Below are 22795 nucleotides of genomic sequence, written 5' to 3'. Positions count from 1 at the left end.
AGTATTATATATTATTTCTTTGAAACAGTAAATGCTGCAAACTAGCATCTTTGGATCTGATCAGGAAAAAATCTCCTTCGCCAGTCTGTTATTGGTTAATTTTTACATGTAATTATATGTAACTATTTTACATTTTCAAGAATAAATAGGATTCTTGTTTTTTAGTCTACTATTTTGCAAAAGGTTCATTAGCATAGCCTGTTTGATTATTGTAAAGAAAACCCTATCATTTACAAATCAAGAAGATGGGGGAGAGAATCGAATCAGAATTAGCTTGTAAGCTTTACAAACATTGATAGATATAATGAGGACTTTGATTGTTTTATGCTCTAAAGTAGCAAATAACTCTTTTACTAGTTATAAATTTGTAATGTAAACATGCACAATTAACCTTCGTTATTTCGTATTTTAAGATTTTTATTTTTTAACTTTTCTGCTATTTTCGGTTTTATTTATTACTTTTAATTGATAAAATGGCAATAAAAAACAGAATGAAAAGACAGAATATTGATAATTTCACTTTAAAAAATAATGCTACAATTGTAAAAACACAACTTATTAACAAATACTTACACTAAATTCTATTAGGAGGAAAAATTGGGATGCTCAACCACGAACAGATTTACCCGCTCACTCACTCCCAGAAACGTATCTGGTTTACAGAGGAATTTTTTCCCAATACCAGTATTTCAAACATTGGAGGTCTTATTAGGCTACAAGCAGAAAAGCTAGACTATGCCCTTTTGCAAAAAGCAATCCAAACATTTATTCAAATGAATGATTCGATTCGCCTACGCATTATGGTGGATTCTCAGACCAATGAACCAAGGCAGTATATTGCACCTTATCGTAAAGAGGCACTGCCCATCATAGATTTTAGTGACAAAACGACTGAGGATGAGCTCTACTCTTGGGCTAATGAAAGATTTGCAATACCATTTGAACTTATAAACAAACAATTGTTTGAATGTTCCGTCATTAAGTGTAATGAACAGGAAGGGTATATTTACCTAAAAACTCATCACATCATTACGGACGGCATGGCTTATGTTCACATTGTGAATCATATCATTTCCATTTATACAGAATTGCTTGCCGGTACAGATGTATTAAACTCCCAAAACATGCATATACCAGCTTCTTTTATCGATTTTATTCACGATGAGGAAAAGTACATAAGCTCAGTGCGTTTCCAAAAAGATCGAGAATTTTGGCATGAGGAGTTTGCTACTTTACCAGAATTTACTGGGTTTAAAGCCTATGACGCTTATTCTGTAAGTACGAAAGCAAAAAGAAAAAGAATCATAGTACCACAGGAATTACGAGATCAGGCACAACAATTTTGCGCAGAAAATAATATTAGTATTTTCACACTATTCATGTCGATGTTTCATGCCTATGTGTATCGTTTGACAGGACAAACAGACATCACCATCGGTACAACCTGCAATAATCGGACACAGCGTAAAGAAAAAGATATGGTTGGTATGCTAGTTAGTACGATGCCGTTTAGGTTTCAAGGCAATCCCGCACAAGATGTTCTTACGTTTATTCGGGATGTAGCCAAGAAGCAGAATAAATTATTTCGTCACCAGAAATATCCATATGATCAAGTCATGCAAAAGGTTCGTGACAAGCATCCTCATGTAAATAGTCTGTTTCGCCTTTTTGCCGGGTATCAAATCCTCGATTTTGAACAAATAGCAGGGGTTTGTTATACAGTAGAACAGTTGTTTGTAGGTCATATGACAGAAGAGATCGCTTTACATATTCAAGAACATAAAGATAAGGACTTATTAACTATTGAAATAGATTATGTAGCGGAAATGTATACAGAAGATGAGATCAATAGACTGGCTGATCATCTATTACGCATAACCCAAGATTCAATCTCATTCCCTGAGAAGAAGATAGCTGAGCTAGAAATGCTCTCGGAAAGGGAAAAACATAATCTTATTGCTTTATCCAATCAAACTGTGAAGCCATTCCCACAAGAGAAAACGATTCATCAACTCTTTGAAGAGCAGGTGGCAATGAACCCTGAGCAGATAGCTGTCTACTTTGAGGGTTCAAGGCTCACGTACCAAGAATTAAATGAAAAGGCAAACCAACTATCCCATTGCCTTCGTGATATGGGAGTCACTACTGATCAGCTAGTAGCCATACTCGCAGATCGTTCTGTGGAAATGATTGTTTCCATGTTAGCTATTCTTAAGGCAGGAGGAGCCTATGTTGCCATAGATCCTGTACATCCATCAGAGCGTATTTCTTATATGCTACAGGATAGTGAGGCCAATATTCTGTTGGCTCAACAACAATTTGTAAAAGATATATCGTTTGACGGACACATCCTAGAGCTAGAGGATGAGAAGCTTTTCGTTGGAGATACTGCAAATCCTACATGGTCAGTGCAAGCGACTGATCTTGCTTATGTCATCTACACTTCCGGAACAACAGGTAAGCCAAAGGGGGTTATGGTTGAGCATCGTGGAATTATCAATTTACAACAATTCCTTTCTACACAATACGGGCTCTGCAAACAGGATCGAGTCGTTCAATACGCTAGCTCCTCTTTTGACGTATCTGTAAAAGAAATCTTCATGTGCTTGCTACACGGTGCTACCTTGTATATTCCGACCAAGGAAACAACACAAGATCCAGCCCTATATGAAAGCTATTTAAGTAATCATCAAATCACAGTGGCCGTATTACCGCCTGTTTTTGCTGTTCATGTAAATGCAGACAAGCTCCGTTCCTTACGTCTCTTATTTACGGGCGGATCTGCAACGACATTAGAAATGGTACGCACTTGGAAAGATCGTGTGATGTATGTAAATGCATACGGTCCCACAGAGGCATCCGTTCAGGCAACGGCATGGCTTGCTGAAGAGCGAGAAGACGGCATGATCTCGATTGGTAAGCCGATTGATAATGTTCAGGTGTATGTTCTTAACTCCGAGTATCAGCTACAGCCTGTAGGTGTAGCCGGAGAACTATGCATAGGCGGTGTGGGACTAGCGCGTGGTTACCTTAACCGCCCTGAGTTAACCCAAGAAAAATTTATCGCTCATCCATTTAAAACTGGTGAGAAAATCTACAGAACAGGTGACCTGGTAAGGTGGATGCCAGATGGCAACATCGAATATCTGGGACGTATGGACGATCAGGTAAAAATTCGTGGTTACCGTATTGAATTACTAGAGATCGAAGCACAAATGCTAGAAATCGAAGAGGTTGTTCAAACTACCGTCATCCCGTTTACCAACGATAATGGACAGACTGACCTATGTGCCTACTTTGTGGCGACACGAGAAATGAGCGTCCTGGAGCTGCGCCAATCTATTGGGAAAAACCTACCAGCTTACATGATTCCTTCTACTTTTATGCAGCTTGACGAAATGCCGCTTACTGTAAACGGCAAGATTGACAAGAAGGCTCTTCCAAAACCAGAGGGAACGCTCCATACTGGCTTGCCATATGTGGCACCGCGAAATGAGGTCGAGGAATTACTCGCCAGCGCATGGGAAAAAGTGCTCGGCGTAGAGCGCATCAGTATTATGGACAACTTTTTCGAGATCGGTGGAGACTCGATTAAAGCAATTCAAATTTCAGCACGTCTGCATAAAGATGGCTTAAAAGTAGAAATGCGCGATATATTTAAGCATCTATCTATTGCCGAGCTAAGCAAATACGTCAAGGTAGTGAAAAACTCCTATGATCAGGGCATGGTGGTAGGTGATATTCCGCTTACTCCTATTCAGCATTGGTTCTTCCAGAATCAAAGAAACAATAGACATCATTTTAATCAAGCTAATATGCTGTATCGGGCAGAGGGATTTGATGCTGAAATAATTAGACAGGTGTTTGAGCGCATCATCGAGCACCATGATGCATTACGAATGACCTATTCTACTCTAGAAAATGAAAGCATTCAGCAGGTAAATCAAGCATTCACTACTGATCGTTTTGATTTTGAAATAATTGATTTGACCGATGAAACAAACGAATCAGTCATAAAAGATCAAATGAAACAGCATGCCGATCGTCTTCAAACAAGCATCGATCTCGAAAATCAAGGGCCGTTGGTTAAGATAGGTTTGTTTAAAACTACTTCAGGAGATCATTTATTGATCGTGATTCATCACTTGGTTATCGATGGAGTCTCCTGGCGTATTTTATTGGAGGACTTATCAACAGGTTATAGCCAAGCAGCTAGAGGAGAAGCTCTCTTGCTTCCAGCAAAAACAGTCTCGTTTAAAGAATGGTCGAATCAGTTGCAATCCTATGCAGCAAGTAAGGCGTTTCTTAAAGAAAAACCTTATTGGAGACAGTTGGAGCAAACTACAATTCAGCCTTTACCAACTGATGGACCTATTACAAATAATCTCAAAATGGACAGCTCGGATATTCACATAGAACTTACTCCACAACAAACTAAACAGCTATTAAAAGATGTACACCATGCTTATCACACGGAAATCAATGACCTCTTATTGACTGCATTAGGTCTCACAGTGAAAAACTGGACAGGAGAAGAGAACGTACTCCTATTACTCGAAGGGCATGGTCGTGAAGATATCATGGCGAATATGGATGTTACTCGTACGATCGGCTGGTTTACATCTGCCTATCCGGTTCTTCTGCCTATCAAAGAAGATGAATTGTCGAAACAAATTAAGCTTACGAAAGAAGCATTGAGAAGCATCCCAAATAAAGGTATTGGTTACGGTATCCTACAATATATAACCCCAAAAGAGCATACTGAATCAATGTCGTTTACGTTACAGCCACAGATTAGCTTTAACTATTTGGGGCAATTCGATCAAGACACTGCAACAGATGTGTTCACATCTTCGCAGATGTCTAACGGGGAAGCAATCAGTCCATACTTTGTGCGTAATCAATTGCTAGAATGCAATGGTGGAATCTTCAATGGTAAGCTTCAAATGATTTTCACCTACAATCATCACGCCTATCATGAATCCACGATTCAACACATTGCCGATCAGTTTAAGACAAATCTGCTCCAACTTGTTGACCATTGCGTGATAAAAACAACAAGCGAGCTGACTCCATCCGATGTAGGGGCCCAGAATCTCTCTATCGAGGAATTCGAAAGCATTCAAGCCGTATTACAAGAGATGATTGGTCAGACAAGCATTAGCAAAATATATCCACTGTCACCTATGCAGGAAGGTATGCTCTTTCATTCTGAATTACAGCCTGACAGTCCCGCCTATTTTGAGCAAAATAGCATTCCGCTTCATGGCACCCTTGATCTAGCTCTTCTTGAACAAAGCTTAAATGCGGTACTAGCTCGCTATGATGTATTACGAACTGTGTTTGTCCATCAGGAATTGAAACACCCGGTACAGGTTGTTCTGCAAGAGCGGAAAACAACCATCCAGTTTGAAGACATTTCTCATTTAGACGTGGCCAACCAGCAATCATATCTTAATTCCTACAAAGAGAAGGATAAGCAGGAAGGGTTTGCAATCCATAAGGACGTTCTCCTACGACTTACGGTGTTAAAAACAGGGGAGGACACCTATCAATTGCTCGTAAGCTTCCATCATATTATTATGGACGGCTGGTGCTTCGTTCTCGTATTAGATGAACTGATACGAACGTACCATTCCCTGCTGAACAATACAGCCATTCAGCTTCATGCTGTTTATCCATATAGCGACTATATTGAATGGTTAGAGAAGCAGGACAGAGAAGATGCTCTTTCTTATTGGAAAAATGAACTTCTCGGATATGAGCAGCTAGCTACTCTACCAAAATGGCGCTCGCAGAAAACAAGAAACTACGTTCAAGCTAACCATCTTTTCCATTTTGATAACGAGACGACGCTTGGACTAGAACGATTGGCAAAACAACATCATACTACATTAAACAATGTTTTCCAAAGCCTATGGGGCATTCTTTTAGGTCGCTATAACGGAGTAGACGATGTTGTTTTTGGAGCTGTTGTCTCTGGCCGGAACGCAGATATACAAGGTATTGAACAAATCGTGGGATTATTTATCAATACGATACCTGTACGTGTGCAGCCTTTTGCCGAACTAAGCTTTACTGAGTTATTACAACAGGTAAAAGAACGTGGAACGGCTGCGTCTCAATTCGACTATTTATCACTTGCCGAAATACAGGCTATGAGCTCCTTAAAGCAAGGATTATTAGACCATCTTCTCGTCTTTGAAAACTATCCAACGCCTGACAAAGAACGAGCTTCCTCCCATCAGCAGAGATTGGATTTTGAGTTTGCAAGGATGGAGGTATTTGAGCAGACAAACTATGATTTCAATGTGCTCGTTGCCCCTTATGATCAGCTATATGTAAATTTTAGATACAACGAACAAATCTATGCGCCTCAGCTTGTAGAAAGCATAGCTTCCCACTTAACAGAATTGGCACGTGCGGTTGTTTCCCAGCCAGAAATGAAGCTAGGCAATATCAATATCTTATCTGAGGCTGAGAAACATCAGATCCTTTATGAATTTAATCAAACAACAGCAGATTACCCACGACATAAGACGATACATCAGCTATTTGAAGAAACTGTTGCTAGAATTCCCGACAATACCGCTGTTTATTTTGAGAATGAAGAATTGACCTATCGGATGTTACATGAGCGTACGAATCAGCTAGCTCGAACATTACGAGCGAATGGTGTAACACCGAACAGTATTGTAGGAATCATGCTTGATCGTTCCTTTGAGATGATAATTGGTATTTTGGGGATTCTGAAGGCAGGAGGAGCCTATCTGCCACTAGATCCGAAGCATCCACAGGATCGTTTAGAATTTACGCTAGAAGACAGTAAGGCACAAATCTTATTAACCCAATCAACATACAATGGACGAGTCGATTTTAATGGTCTTGTCATCGAGATAGATCAACCTGCTGCCTATCACACAGACAGCACCAATCTAGAACATGTGAATAAAGCGACCGATCTGGCTTATGTTATCTATACGTCTGGTTCGACTGGTAAACCAAAAGGCGCGATGATTGAACATACGTCTGTACTTAATCGACTGCTCTGGATGCAAAAAGCATATCCGCTCACTGAAAATGATGTCATCCTGCAAAAGACACCGTTTACCTTCGATGTTTCTGTATGGGAAATGTTCTGGTGGGCATTTGTAGGAGCCAAGGTGTGCTTCCTCATACCAGAAGGAGAAAAGGATTCGTCTACTATTGTAAATGCAATTGAACACAGGCGTGTGACGACCATGCATTTTGTACCGTCGATGCTTCATGCCTTCCTCGAGCATGTCCATTTACACGTAGCGGAAATCGAAAGACTGGCAAGCTTACGTACGGTCTTTGCTTCTGGAGAGGCATTGCAAGTCGCACATGTAGAACGTTTCCAATCGCTTCTTCACAATGCGTACCAGACCAAATTAGTGAATTTATACGGACCAACAGAAGCTACTGTAGACGTTTCGGTATTTGAATGCTCCGTAGAAGAAGAGAGAATGGATACTGTACCGATCGGAAAACCGATTGATAATACGCAGTTATACATTGTCAGTAAAGAAAATCAGCTCCAGCCTGTAGGAGTAGCAGGTGAACTTTGCATTGGCGGGGTACAAGTAGCACGTGGTTATTTGAATCGACCGGAGCTAACCATTGAAAAATTTGTTTCGAATCCGTATGTAAACGGCGAACGAATGTATCGTACCGGAGACCTTGCACGATGGATGCCGGATGGAAATATTGAATATTTGGGTCGTATCGATCATCAGGTGAAGATTCGGGGCTTCCGTATAGAGCTTGGCGAGATCGAAACCCAGATATTGGCATTTGGAGGTATAAAGGAAACCGTTGTGATTGCAAGTGAAGATAGTCAAGGGGAAAAATATTTGTGTGCCTATTTTGTAGGTACGAAAGAAATAGACTCCGCTGAATTGCGGGACTTTTTAGCAAATGATCTACCTAGCTACTTTATTCCAGCACGGTTTATTCAGCTTGAAAAAATGCCACTTTCTCCAAACGGTAAAATTGACAGAAAAGCACTGCCCAAAGACGAATTTATTGGAAAAACTACTGAATATATTGCTCCACGCACAAAAGTAGAAGAAAAGCTGGTTGTAATATGGCAGGAATTGCTTGGCATCAGTCCTATCGGGATACATGATGATTTCTTTGAACTCGGCGGACATTCTCTCAAGGCTACCATTCTTGCATCTAGATTGCATAAAGAATGTGATGTACAAATTGCATTACGTGATCTGTTCCAATATAAAACCATAGAGTCACTGGCAACACTGATTACAAATACACAGAAGACTCATTATTCGGAAATACAACCGGTTATGCCAAGCCAGTATTATTCTGTGTCCTCTGCACAGAAGCGCGTGTTAATTATTGCCCAAATGCAAGGTGCAGAATTAGCCTACAATATGCCTGTTGTATACAAATTAAGTGGTTATATCGACCGGGATCGATTGGAAGAAGCATGCAAAAATCTGGTACAACGTCACGAAAGTCTGCGTACTTCGTTTGATTGGATTGATGGGGAGCCTGTGCAAATTATTCATCCATCTGTTGATTTCAACATGTCTTGCAAAGAGCTGTCCACTGATCATTCAACTCATGAAAAAGCCATAGCTCGTGCAGTACAGGCATTTATTAGACCTTTTGATCTAAATCAAGCTCCGTTATTTAGAGTGGAATTAGTCACCATAAAAGAAGATGAGCATATCCTCATGATTGATATGCACCATATCATCTCAGATGGTGTCTCCACAAACATCATACTTCGTGAGCTATCGAAGCTGTATGCTGGGGAACAGCTACCAAGTCAACGAATTCAATACAAGGACTTTGCGGCATGGCAACAAGAGCTATATCAGACTGATAGGATGCAAAAGCAAGAGGCCTATTGGCTAAAAACATTTGAAGGAGAAATACCGACACTTCAAATGCCGACAGATTATGCTAGACCATCAATCCAAAACTTTGAAGGAGACATTCTTTCGTTTGACATCGATGCTGATTTGACCAAGAGCCTTCATCAAATCACCTCGCAAACGGGAACAACAATGTATATGGTTCTTCTTGCGGCGTTCCAGGTCTTGCTTGCTAAATACAGCGGACAAGAAGAAATTATTGTAGGAAGCCCTGTGGCAGGCAGACAACATGCTGATGTTGAGGAAACGGTCGGAATGTTTGTTGGAACACTTGCTCTGAGAGGATTCCCTGCTTTCGAAAAGACATTTACCAGCTATCTTAAAGAGGTAAAAGAAAGCACTTTGCAAGCGTTTGAAAATCAAGATTATCCGTTTGAAGAACTCGTGGAAAAGCTTAATGTTAATCGTGACATGAGCCGCAATCCGTTATTCGACGTTATGTTTGCCTTACAAAACGTCGGCAATGAAATGCTGAAAATAGATGGGGTTGCAACAACTCCTTATGAAGCCATTTTCAATCTAGCTAAATTTGATATTACATTAGCGGCATTTGAAGTAGGAGAAGAGATCAATTGCTACGTAAACTACAGTACGAAACTATTTAGAAAGGACACCATTGATCGTTTAGCAGGACATTTTGTGCAAGTATTGCGTTCCATTGTCAATAATCTCGATATTCAAATTTCTCAAATTGACATGGTCACACCAGCAGAAAAAGAACAGCTTCTCTTCACATTTAATGATACTGACAGAGAGTTCGATACCCAAGTAACGATCCAGCAGCTGTTTGATAAACAAGCAGCTTTGTCACCAGAGCAGGTAGCTGTTTATTTTGAGGGAAAACCACTCACTTATCAGGAATTAAATGAAAAAGCCAATCAACTGGCACGCCTGTTAATGAGCAAAGGGGTAGCGAAAGACAAGATTGTCGCTATCATGACAAATCGATCAATAGAGATGATTGTATCGATTATAGCCGTACTCAAGGCTGGCGGTGCGTATGTACCAATTGATCCTGTCTATCCGGCAGATCGGATTCAATATATGCTGGAGGACAGTAATGCAAAGGTTCTCCTTACACAGAAGCATCTTATGGACAAAGTTCCTTTTGATGGTAGTATCCTCGATATAGATGACGAAAAACTCTATCAGGGTGAAGTAGCTAATGTAGACATACAAGCTTCACCAACAGACCTAGCTTACGTGATCTATACTTCAGGTACTACCGGTAAACCAAAAGGGGTTATGGTTGAGCACCACGGAATCATTAGCTTGAAAACCTATTACCAATCAGACTTTGACATTGGCATTGGCGATCGTATGGTGCAATTTGCAAGCTCTTCTTTCGATGTTTCTATCTGGGAAATCATGATTAGCTTACTAACAGGAGCAACATTATACATTCCAACCCAAGATACAATTTACGATCCGGTTGCTTTTGGGGACTATATAGAGGCCCACCAAATTACGATAGGCTTACTACCACCTGTATATATCGGCAACGTGGAGCCAAACAAATTATCAGCGATGCGTCTTCTACTAACGGGTGGTTCTGCATCGAATAATGAAATTGTAGCTACTTGGAAGAATCGAACGACCTATATGAATGCCTATGGACCGACTGAATCGTCTGTTATAGCTACTACATGGATTGGTACAGATCGTGAAGATGAGGCTTTACCGATTGGTAGCCCCATTCCAAATACGAAAGCCTATGTTCTTAATAAGCAGAACCAGTTGCAACCGATTGGTGTCTTAGGCGAATTATGCATTAGCGGAGCAGGCCTAGCCCGTGGCTATCTCAATAAACCAGAGCTTACCGAAAAAGTGTTTGTTGAGCATCCATTTGCAGAAGGCGAACGCATGTACAAAACAGGGGATTTAGTAAGATGGCTACCTGACGGAATGATCGAATACTTTGGACGGATAGACGATCAGGTAAAAATACGCGGCTACCGTATCGAATTAGGCGAGATTGAAGCACATTTGCTTTCTCTTGATGAGATCCACGCAGCAGTAGTAATAGCCTTTACGAATGAAGAGGGACAACCCGATTTATGTGCATATATCGTTGCTGATCATGAAATTAATATAGCTGATATAAGACAGCAAATTGGACAGCATTTACCTTCTTACATGATTCCAGCTTACTTTGTGCAGCTAGAAAGCATACCGGTATCGGTAAACGGAAAAGTTGATAAAAAACGATTACCAAAGCCAGCTACATCAAACTCAACTGGTAGAGAATATGTAGCGCCACGAAATGAAATCGAAGCAACACTTGCAAGTATCTGGCAAGCTGTTCTAGGAGTAGAACAGATCAGTATTCATGATAACTTCTTTGAAATAGGTGGGGATTCAATCAAGGCGATTCAAATTTCCTCCCGCCTGCATAAGGAAGGTCAAAGACTAGTAATTAGCGATTTGTTTAAAAATCCGACGATTGCACAACTAAGTTCGTATGTAAAGGCAGGCACTCAAGCCTTTGATCAAGGATCGGTTGAAGGAAACGTACCACTTACACCAATCCAACGCTGGTTATTCACGGAACACAGTGCAAGCCTGCATCATTTTAACCAGGCGAACTTCCTCTACCGACCAGAAGGATTTAACGTAGAGCATGTTCATCAGGTATTTACCCAAATTGTCCATCATCACGATGCATTACGCATGGCTTATTCCTTTACTCCAAACGATATGGCAAAACAAGTAAATCGGGGAATCAATGAAACGGAAGCCTCTTTTACTATAGAAGTTATTGATTTGTTGGAGGAATCAAACGAAGAACAGGTGGCTGTACGGATTGAGCAAGAGGCAAACCGTATTCAAAGCAGTATGGGCTTGCTTCATCAAGGGCCGTTGGTCAAATTAGGCTTATTCAAAACTACAGAAGGTGATCATCTTCTGATCGCCATTCATCATCTTGTCATTGACGGTGTTTCGTGGCGCATCTTACTGGAGGATTTTACAACAGGTTATGAACAAGCACAAAATGGGGAGCCAATCGTTTTCCCTGCGAAGACCGTTTCGTTGCAAGAATGGGCAAAACGATTAGAGGATTACTCTACAAGTAAAGAGCTACTTAGAGAGAAGAGTTATTGGGATCAACTAGAACAAACAAGCATTGATCCGATCCCAACTGATTTCATAACTAGTCATAACCGTATGAAGGATAGTTCTACTCTATCTATGGAACTTTCCGAGACGGATACAGCTCTTCTATTAACAGACGTGCATCGTGCATATCGTACTGAGATGAACGACATCCTGCTAACAGCGCTTGGGATAACGCTTAAAGAATGGACGTCAAATAATGATATAGCTATCTTACTTGAGGGACACGGTCGCGAGGATATCATGGAAGAGATAGACATCAATCGAACAATCGGATGGTTCACATCTGCTTTCCCAGTCCTGCTACCTATGTCTAAGGTGTCAGACATTTCATACGGAATTAAGCAAGTCAAAGAAACCCTACGCAAAATTCCTAATAAAGGGATTGGTTACGGAATACTCAAGTATTTGACCCCAGAAGATCAAAAGCTAGATATGTCGTTTACCATACAACCAGAGATAAGTTTTAATTACTTAGGCCAGTTTGACCAGGAGGTAACAACAGCGGTATTTACCATTTCAAACATGTCGAGAGGTTGCCTTGTAAATCCAGAGATGAATCGGGAGCAATTAATCGATATTACTGGTGCAACCGTTGGAGGCAAGCTGCAATTGTCATTTGTATATAACCATCTTGCCTTCCAGAAGGAGAGTATTGAAAAGCTAATCGAAGTCTTCACATCAAACCTCCTTCTCATCATCACGCATTGCACGAGCCAATCAACACCTGAATTAACTCCTTCTGACTTAGGTTATGCAGGTCTATCTATTGAAGAGTGGGATACAATTCGAACCTTTGTACTATCTGAATTGGAAACCAATGAAATCAGCAAATTATATCCACTTTCTCCCATGCAAGAAGGAATGCTATTCCATGCAAACCTAGATACAAATACCTCTATGTATGTGGAGCAATACAGCTTGCCGATATCAGGGCATATGGATCTTTCTAAAATGGAACAAGCCTTTAATTCGATCATCCAACGCTACGATGTGTTACGTTCCATATTTGTACAAAAAGACCTAACACGTCCACTGCAAGTAGTTCTTAATGAGCGCAAAGCCACTGTTCACTTTGAAGATATCTCTGCTTTAGCTCAAGAGGATCGAGTGAACTATACGGAGGACTTTAAACAACAGGATAAAGAACGCGGGTTTAAGCTATCTAGTGATAGGCTCATTCGATTGGCTATCCTGCAAACAGCAGCAGAGGAATATCTTATGATTTTAAGCTTCCATCATATTCTTACAGATGGTTGGAGCATACCGATCATCATGGGAGAATTTATTCATACGTACCATTCTCTGCTTAATGATCTTCCGTTATCACTTGGTCCGGTTTATCCGTATAGTGACTACATCAATTGGCTGGAAAAACAAGATAAAGCAGAAGCAATCTCGTATTGGAAGGAATATGTGGCAGGATACGAACAACTGGCTACAATACCAAAGGAAAGAAAGGTTGAAGCTGTAGAATACAAGACAGAATTGTATGAGTTTTGCTTCGATAAAGCGATGACAAGTGGTTTAGAGCAGATAGCCAAGCAATACCAAACCACTTTAAACAGTGTATTCCAAACGATCTGGGGGATATTGCTAGCTCGATATAATCGTACTAATGATGTGGTATTCGGCGCTGTAGTCTCTGGTCGGAATGCTAATGTTACAGGTATTGAGCAAATGGTCGGTTTATTTATCAATTCCATTCCTGTTCGTATCCAACTAGATGCAGAGACACAATTTACTCAAGTATTGCAGCAGGTACAAGAAGATGCTCTTGCTTCTGCTGATTATGACTATCTTTCACTTGCCGAGATTCAATCCACAAGTGAATTACGCCAGGGCTTGCTTGACCATTTGATTGCTTTTGAGAATTATCCGACTCCAGCAGAAGATACCCATATTCATTTAGCTAAAAAGATAGACATTGACTTCCAGCAAATGGAGGTACATGAGCAAACCAACTACGATTTCAATATAGCAGTGGGACCTGGTGAGAAGCTTTATATTAAGTTTATGTACAACGCACATGTCTACAACAAGCAAATGATGGAGGGCATTGCGGCTAATCTGCAACAAATCGCCCGAAGCATTCTAGCAGATCCATCTAGTAAAGTTAGTGAAATAGACATTGTTTCTGCTGAAGAAAGACAAAAATTACTAGTGAAATTTAACCATACGCAGGTCCCGTTTGAACAAGACAAGACGATTCCGCAGATTTTTGAAGAGCTGGTCATGAAACATCCACATCATCCTGCTGTTTACTTTGAGGGTGATCAACTAACGTATCAAGAGTTAAATGATAAGGCAAACCAGTTGGCACGAGAATTACTTGCTCTTGGAATAGGAACAGACCAAATTGTTGCAGTTATGGCAGACAAAAGCATCGAAATGATTGTGGCGATTATGGCCGTTCTAAAAGCTGGAGGAGCCTATGTCCCAATTGATCCAGCTTATCCAGGTGAGAGAATCGCATATGTCTTAGAAGATAGCCAAGCTAAGGTTCTTTTAACACAAAGTCATTTACTTGAATCTGTTCATATGGATATCGCTACGTATCAGGGCAAAATTGTAGAGCTTTCAGATGATAGGCTGTATCAGGGAGATTCTACTAATCTGAAGCTATCAATCACACCAGCTGATCTAGCATATGTCATCTATACATCTGGAACAACAGGAAAGCCAAAAGGTGTAATGCTGGAGCATCACGGGGTTGTTAAACTAAAACAGCATATTTTTGATCATTACGGCATGTATCAGGAAGATCGCGTATTACAATACGTTAGTCCTTCTTTTGATGCATCTGTGAAAGAAATTTTTGCTTGCTTGTTACATGGAGCAACGTTGTACGTGCCTAAGAAGGAGACGACTCAAGACCCTGCCTTGTTTGAAGATTACGTAAATCGTCATCATATTACTGTGGCGGCCTTACCACCTGTCTTCCTCGTACATGTAAATCCTGATAAAATAACATCTTTGCGGCTTTTATTTACAGGTGGGTCTGCAATCACTACCGATCTGGTTCAAGCATGGAAAGACCGAACAGTATACGTCAATGCTTATGGGCCAACTGAAGCGTCTATTCAAGCAACAGGCTGGGTAACAGAAGAAAGAGCAGATGGACTCTTACCGATCGGGCGTCCAATTGATAATACCCAGATCTACATTGTTGGAGTCGATTACCAATTACAGCCGATTGGCATTCCAGGAGAACTTTGCATAAGTGGAGTAGGGCTGGCACGGGGCTATCTCAATCGTCCTGAGCTAACGCGTGAAAAGTTTGTAGGCAATCCATTTGTTCCTGACGAAAAAATGTATCGAACAGGTGACTTAGCAAGATGGCTTCCTGATGGAAATATTGAGTATCTTGGACGCGTAGATGATCAGGTAAAGGTTCGTGGCTTTAGAATAGAGCTAGGAGAAATTGAAGCCCACCTGCTATCACATGAGGACATTACTGAAGCGGTCGTCCTTGCTCTTACAGATGAGAGAGGACAAACTGATTTATGCGCTTATTTTGTCAGCACGACTAGCATAGCCATTACCCAATTGCGTCACTATCTTGAGCAGAGCCTTCCTTCCTATATGATTCCGGCCTTCTTCATTAAATTGGAGAAAATGCCAGTGACACTAAACGGGAAAATCGATAAGCGTAGTCTGCCAAAACCAGACAAAAATGTTGACACAGGATCAGTTTATGTGGCCCCACGCAATGAAATCGAATCTAAGCTGGTTTCGATTTGGCAAGAGGTATTGGGTGTAGAACGAATTAGTGTCCTTGATGACTTCTTTGCACTGGGAGGACATTCATTAAAAGCGACTGTACTCCTCTCGAAGATTCATAAAGAATTCGAAACAGAGGCATCTCTTCGTGAGATTTTTAAACACACAAAACTCGAAGAAATGGCCACACTCATCAGTCAAGGACAGAAGAGTGCCTTTGAGGAAATACACCCTGTGGAGATAGCAGAAAGTTATCCAGTCTCTTCCGCTCAAAAACGCTTACTTATCCTAACACAGCTGGAAGGAGCTGAGCTGAGCTACAATATGCCAATAGCCTTGAGGCTTTCAGGTGATATTGAAGCTGCTCGACTGGAAAGCTCATTCCGAGAACTAATCAATCGTCATGAAAGCTTGCGGACATCTTTTGATTGGACAGATGGACAAATGAGACAGATTGTTCATGAATCTGCAATGTTCCATTTGGTTCATACAGTAGGGTCAGAGGATGAGTGCAATCAAATCGTCTCGACATTTACACAACCATTTGATTTGAATCAAGCACCGCTTTTGAGAGCGCACCTTGTCACTTATAAGGATAAGGAACATCTTTTATTGCTTGATATGCACCATAGCATTTCTGACGGGGTTTCCATGAGTATCATACTCACAGAGCTAGCTAAGATTTATGCAGGAGAAGAACTACCCGCATTATCAATCCAATATAAGGATTTTGCTAATTGGCAACAAAAAATGTTTACTTCGGATGAAATGCAGAAGCAAGAGATGTATTGGCTTGAGAATCTGTCCGGCGACTTGCCAGTTCTCCAAATGCCAACAGATTATCCAAGACCGCCTGTTTATAGCTATGATGGTGATAATGTTCCATTTACTGTGGACAAGGAACTTTCAAGCGCTCTACGACAACTGGCCATGGAAACTGGTACGACTATGTATATGGTATTACTAGCAGCATTACAGGTTACGCTTGCCAAATACAGTGGTCAAAATGACATTCTTATCGGTAGCCCGATCGCTGGACGTCCACACACTGATTTACAACAAATTGTCGGGATGTTTGTAGGAACGTTAGTCATGCGTGGGTTCCCAGAAGCCGAGAAGCGTTTTTCGAGCTTCTTAGCTGAGATAAAAGATACAGCACTTCATGCCTATGAGAATCAAGACTATCCTTTTGAAGTGCTGATAGAAAAACTAGACCTCAAACGTGACATGAGCCGTAATCAACTCTTTGATGTCATGTTCACTCTACAAAATATGGATGGTCCAGAAAGCGGTTTAGCCTTTGGTGAAGCCAAGGTCTCGTTATATGAAACCAAGCAAAATATGGCGACCTTTGACCTTACTATGACTGCTCATGAATCTGAAGAAGGAATTGGTGTTGATCTAAACTATTGCACGAAATTGTTTAAGCGTGAAAGTATGGAGCGTTTCGCAGACCATTTTACACAGGTACTACGAGCAATTAGTAAGAGCCCTGACGTCATTTTAGCTGATATAGACATGGTGACAGATAGGGAAAAACATCAATTGGTAACAAAATTCAATGATACAAATAGGGATTTCCGATCTGATAAGACGATTCATCAGCTCTTTGAAGCTCAAGCAGAATTACACCCAGCTAATAGCGCTCTCTATTATGAAGGACAAGCTTTGACTTATCAGGAGTTGAATGAAAAAGCAAATCAATTGGCGCGTGTACTTGTTGCAAAAGGGATAAAGGCGGAGGATAACGTAGCAATTATGGCTGACCGCTCTCTTGAAATGTATATCGCTATTTTAGCTGTTCTCAAAGCGAATGGTGTTTATGTCCCAATCGATCCCGCATATCCAATGGAGCGGATTCGCTTTATTCTCGAAGATAGTCAAGTACAAATCCTGCTTACACACACAACCGTAGACGTACAAGCTAACATTTCAGACAGCCTTGAAATTATTTCTTTACATGACCAGTCTCTGTTCCAAGGGGAACCACAAAATCTAGCATTGCCAGCTTCACCAAGGAATCTTGCCTATATCATCTATACATCCGGCACAACAGGTAAGCCGAAAGGTGTCATGCTAGAGCATCGCGGAGTGGTTAACCTATTAGATCATATCCAAGCAGAATATGGTGTGAGCGAGCAAGACCGTATCATTCAATATACAAGCCAATCATTTGATCCATCCATCATGGAAATTTTCTTGGCATTACACAATGGGGCACAGCTATACATCCCTACCAAGGAGACAACTCAAGACCCTGCGTTGTATGAGACATTTATCAATAAACACCTAATAACAGTAGCAGAAATACCTGGAGCATTCGCTAGTGTAGTCAACCCAGAAAGACTCATTTCACTTCGCTTTGTCTCAACAGGTGGCTCTGCCTTGACACCTGGAGTAGCCAAAGCATGGAGAGATTATGTTCGTTTCATCAATGCATATGGACCAACAGAGACTACTATTCAATCAACAGAGTGGGTTGTAGAGGAACGACTCGATGGGGCACTACCGATCGGACGTCCAGTAGCAAATACACAAATCTATATCTTAAATCAAACAAATCAGCTCCAGCCTATTGGAGTACCAGGAGAGTTATGCATTGGAGGAATAGGGCTTGCCCGCGGTTATCTCAATCGTCCTGATTTGACAGCAGAGAAGTTCATTACGAACCCATTTGTTGTAGGTGAAAAGATATACAAAACAGGTGATTTAGCTAGATGGCTTCCTGATGGAAACATTGAGTTTTTAGGCCGGATTGATGATCAAGTCAAAGTTCGTGGATTCCGCATCGAGTTGCTTGAAGTTGAATCTCATATTCTAGAGCTTGAAGATATTGTGGAGGCGGTAGTGACTGTTACTCAGGATTTAACAGGTCAAAATCAATTATGTGCATACTTCGAAGCAAAACGGACAATTACAGTTTCCGAGCTGCGAGAGCAACTGGCAAAAACTCTACCAGCCTATATGATTCCTTCTTATTTTATTCAACTAGAGAACATGCCGCTAATGGTAAACGGTAAGATTGATAAAAAGGCTTTACCGGCACCTGAAGAAAATATGGTTATCGGTAATGAGTACATTGCTCCGCAGACTGAGATGGAGGAGAAGCTTGCGGTTATCTGGGAAGAAGTGCTTGGTATGAAACAAATCAGTGTAGAGTCGGATTTCTTTGAGCTAGGTGGACACTCTCTCAAAGCAGTTCAGCTTGTCTCCGCTATTAGTAGAGATATCGGAATAGAAATGCCACTTCAGCTTGTATTCCGCTACCGTAGCATTCGCCCACTAGCCGAGAAGCTAACTGTCGTGCAGTATGTGCAGGTGGATGAAGAAATTCCTGTTACCTTGCTAAATGAAGGAGGAAAACCAATCGTCTTTGCATTCCCGCCAATCGCTGGTTTAGGTGCTGCATTTAAAGAAATTGCAAATGAGCTTCCTGATTACTCGATCTATTCATTTGATTTTATCGCGCATGACTATCTGATTAATGAATATGTCGACCACATTTTGAATATCCAACCAGAGGGGCCATATCTACTGATGGGGTATTCAGCAGGGGGAAATCTGGCGTTCGAGGTTGCCAAAGTACTAGAAGAAAAAGGTCATCACGTTCAGGGAATCATTCTTTTAGATACGCTAAGGCAGACCGAGTATCAGCTTGTAAATGATGAAGAAATTCGTGAAAATGTAGCACTGATTGATAAAGCAGCAGAAGAGAATGAAATACTCAAGGTAGCGAGCATACGGAACAAAATTGTTCAAAACATCGAGAATTACGGTGCATTGCTCAATACTATCATCAATGACGGTATGGTTGAGGCAAGCATTCACCTCATTTTAGCAAAAGAGATTGAACGGGAAGAGGAACTTAAATGGAAGGAGTCGACGATGAGTACCTACATGGAATACCAGGGCTTTTCTACGCACCATGAAATGGTTGACAAGAAATATGCCAAACAACATGCTTATCTCATTCATGAAATTTTGGAATTGCTGCTGCATCAGGTTAAGGTATCCCATTAAGAAGTAACGTTTACATGGAACTGGGGGTTCATAACATGGGATACTCCCAGTTCCTTTCTTCTATCTCAATGTAAGGAGAACAAGCATGGGAGAAATGAAATCGTTGTTTACCAATAAAAATTTTACCTTGCTCATGATTGGTCAAGTTATTTCGTTTACAGGCAGTATCATCCAGCGTTTTGCTCTTTCCTTGTATGTCCTTGGGATTACTGGATCAGGTACGTTATTTGCTTCTGTTCTGGTTATGTCATTAATCCCAACCATTCTACTAGGACCAATCGCTGGTGTATTCGCTGATCGGTTTAGTCGCCGAAATATCATGATTGTACTGGACATTCTTTGTGCGATTATCGTCGGTGTGATGCTACTCTTGTCTAAAAACGGACTACTAGACCTGCCAGCAATCTACATAGGGGTAATTTTACTATCGGTTTTCACTGCCTTTTACGAACCGGCTGTACAAGCATCTATACCTTCATTAGTAGAGGAGAAACAGCTTCTTAATGCCAATTCGCTTAATAGCTTGTTCATGACGCTAGCTAATATGACAGGTCCAATTCTTGCAGGAATATTATATGGGACCTTTGGCTTGGATGCTCTTCTGCTAATCAATGGAATTAGTTTTTTATTGGCGGCAATTCTTGAAATGTTTATGGTTATCCCACAAACAATCCGTGACAAATCCTCCAGCATCGTTTCGGACTTTGGGAATGATTTAAAAGAAGGACTCAAATTCGTAGGGAAGAGCCAATATCTTGGTAAATTAATCTTTGCAACTCTTATTGCAAATGTGTTCATATCGCCGATTTTTACAGTTGGAATTGCTTATATCACGAAAATAAACTTGAAAATGTCGGATCAAATGTACGGATTGAGCGAAGGAGTAATCATGGCTGGTAGTCTCATGGCTCCGATCGCCTTGAGTCTATTAACGAAAAAACTGACGGTAAAAAATGCTTTTGTGTCCATGCTTTTTCTATCAGGTATTTTCCTATTAGCCACTAGTGGCTCCATTCTCCCATCTTTCACAAGTATTTTCACAGATGCAACAATTCCGTTCTGGATATTTACAACATGTGGATTTGGTATCATGGCTTCTATTACGATTCTTTCTATCGTTGGGATGACCATGCTACAAAACGATACACCAAATGAAATGCTTGGTCGTGTAATGGCACTGGTTACATCCATGACAATGGCTGCAATACCACTTGGACAACTGATGTATGGTTTGCTGTTTGATCGCTTTTCCGATAGTAGCTATATCCCGATGGTACTTTCTGCTATTGTCAGTGTCATTCTTAGTCTTTACATTAAATTTGCACTTGCCGGATATGAACATGATGCATCAGCACCGAAGAATCCAGATTCGACTTCTGCATAAGGATACGAATGAAAAGATAGGGGGAGTAGTAATCCCTGTAGCAATAGATTCACCTAGCAAAGCGAGAAAGGAACCTTAAAAATAAGAACTATGAAAAAACATATCTGGCATACAAAAAGAGTCGCTTGGTATCGCGACTCTTTTTTTGCGTTCAAATCGATACGAAGTTTGTTAGTGGTCGACAATAGCGAATTGAGCTTGAAAAGGCAATAGACTTTTTTTCTATTTTGTTTCCATGCACGGTAAAAAGTTATTTTGGAAATGTAGATATACGCCGTGTCTCAATAAATGCTGATTCATAAAATGTTTAACATGTCAAATTGAAAAGAGGATACCTGTGGGAATTGGAAAAATGAGAAAGCATAAGGAAATGTTACAGCATTCCGTACTGCGACACCATTTACCTGAGACACACTGGCTTACGAATAAAAAGGCTTTAAAGCTTTTGAAATCGCATTCAACTATCTATATTAAACCCAACCACGGTAGCGGAGGATCGGGGATAATTAGAGCTAAAAAGCTTACATGTGGTTATGAGATTCGACGCGGTCGTTATGTTAGTTATGTTGGTGCTAGTTCAGTGTACAAGGAGATTCAGTATTATCAGAAGGCCTCCAAGTGTTATCTTGTACAGAGAGGAATTAAATTGGCAACTTACAAAGGCTCTATTTTTGATATAAGAATCTACATGCAGAAACCGAAAAGAGATTGGGTCATTTCTGGTATTGTTGCTCGTGTTGCCGCCCCGAATCTTTTTGTGACTAATTATCAAAAAGGGGGGTATGGGGTACCACTCGATAAGGTGCTATGGAAGCTCTTCAAAGATAGAGAAAAAGTGAAAAGAACACGAAAAAAAATAAAAAATCTATCTTATCTCATTGCTCGAACGATGAGCAAACATCATTCGTTTCGTGAAATGGGAATCGATCTTGGAATTGAAAAAAGTGGCCGAATTTGGATTATTGAAGTAAATTCGAAGCCTGGTCATATGTTGTTTACTCGGCTCTCAGACAAATCTTCGTTGCGTAAAATTAAGGAAAATAAACGTTTGATTCGTAGAGATAGACTCCGGCGCTGAAAAAATGATCTAGAAATGTAAGAGTCAATGTAAATCTGAAATCAGTATATAGTAAGTAACAATTTCTTCTTTGCTGTGAAATATATCAAAGACTCTCTCTTTTTTCTAGTAAAATACTCACCGTATTACCCTGTAATGGATAAGTCGGTTCCCTTTTAATAGGGAATCGGCTTTCTAACAAATTGCCTAATGGGGGTAACCTACGTTTTTTACTAGTTCACATGTATATTTCACGATCCATTCGATCAGAATTAATATTGAATACGGATGGAGAAGAGCTATGGCGTAAGCTTTTTTTAAACAAATAAAACCACCAAAAGTTATATCTACAAACGTATTTCCGGATAATAAAAAGGGGAAGAAGTCGTGATCTAAGATAATGGTATTCGATCCAGATGAGTGAAAAGATATCTTATAAGTAAGATTGGGTTCCAGAAAGAATGTAAAAAAGCAAGATTGAATCCTTGTTATTAAAGAAAATCTGATCATTTAGGACATATTTGAAAAATTAAAGTGTAACTCAAATATCTAATCTAAATACAATATATGATA

Annotated in this window: 3 protein-coding genes; all 3 read left to right on the top strand. The window is 40.5% G+C overall.

All coding sequences use genetic code 11. The features are described from left to right. The first annotated feature begins 602 nt into the window (after positions 1-602). The 3 genes from BRLA_RS11475 to BRLA_RS11465 all read left to right on the top strand — a co-directional run bounded on the left by BRLA_RS11475 (position 603) and on the right by BRLA_RS11465 (position 22243). Complete coding sequence (locus BRLA_RS11475; protein ID WP_003337597.1) at positions 603-19781, top strand: non-ribosomal peptide synthase/polyketide synthase; 19179 nt, start codon at positions 603-605, stop codon at positions 19779-19781. Positions 19782-19866: 85 nt separating this feature from the next. After that, the gene (locus BRLA_RS11470) at positions 19867-21165 is read left to right on the top strand and encodes an MFS transporter (protein ID WP_003337596.1); all 1299 of its coding nucleotides are present in this window, start codon (positions 19867-19869) and stop codon (positions 21163-21165) included. 337 nt (positions 21166-21502) lie between these two features. Continuing rightward, positions 21503-22243, top strand: a complete 741-nt coding sequence (locus BRLA_RS11465; RefSeq protein ID WP_041752145.1) for a YheC/YheD family protein — start codon at positions 21503-21505, stop codon at positions 22241-22243. Positions 22244-22795: the final 552 nt, after the last annotated feature.

The sequence above is a fragment of the Brevibacillus laterosporus LMG 15441 genome (genome assembly GCF_000219535.2).
Taxonomy (GTDB): Bacteria; Bacillota; Bacilli; order Brevibacillales; family Brevibacillaceae; genus Brevibacillus_B; species Brevibacillus_B halotolerans.
Note: the sequence above shows the minus strand (reverse complement) of the source record. Positions and strands in the feature narration are given on the sequence as shown.

Coding starts and splice junctions, on each gene's coding strand:
- BRLA_RS11475 (WP_003337597.1), top strand. CDS start 603: ATGCTCAACCACGAACAGATTTACCCGCTCACTCACTCCCAGAAACGT.
- BRLA_RS11470 (WP_003337596.1), top strand. CDS start 19,867: ATGGGAGAAATGAAATCGTTGTTTACCAATAAAAATTTTACCTTGCTC.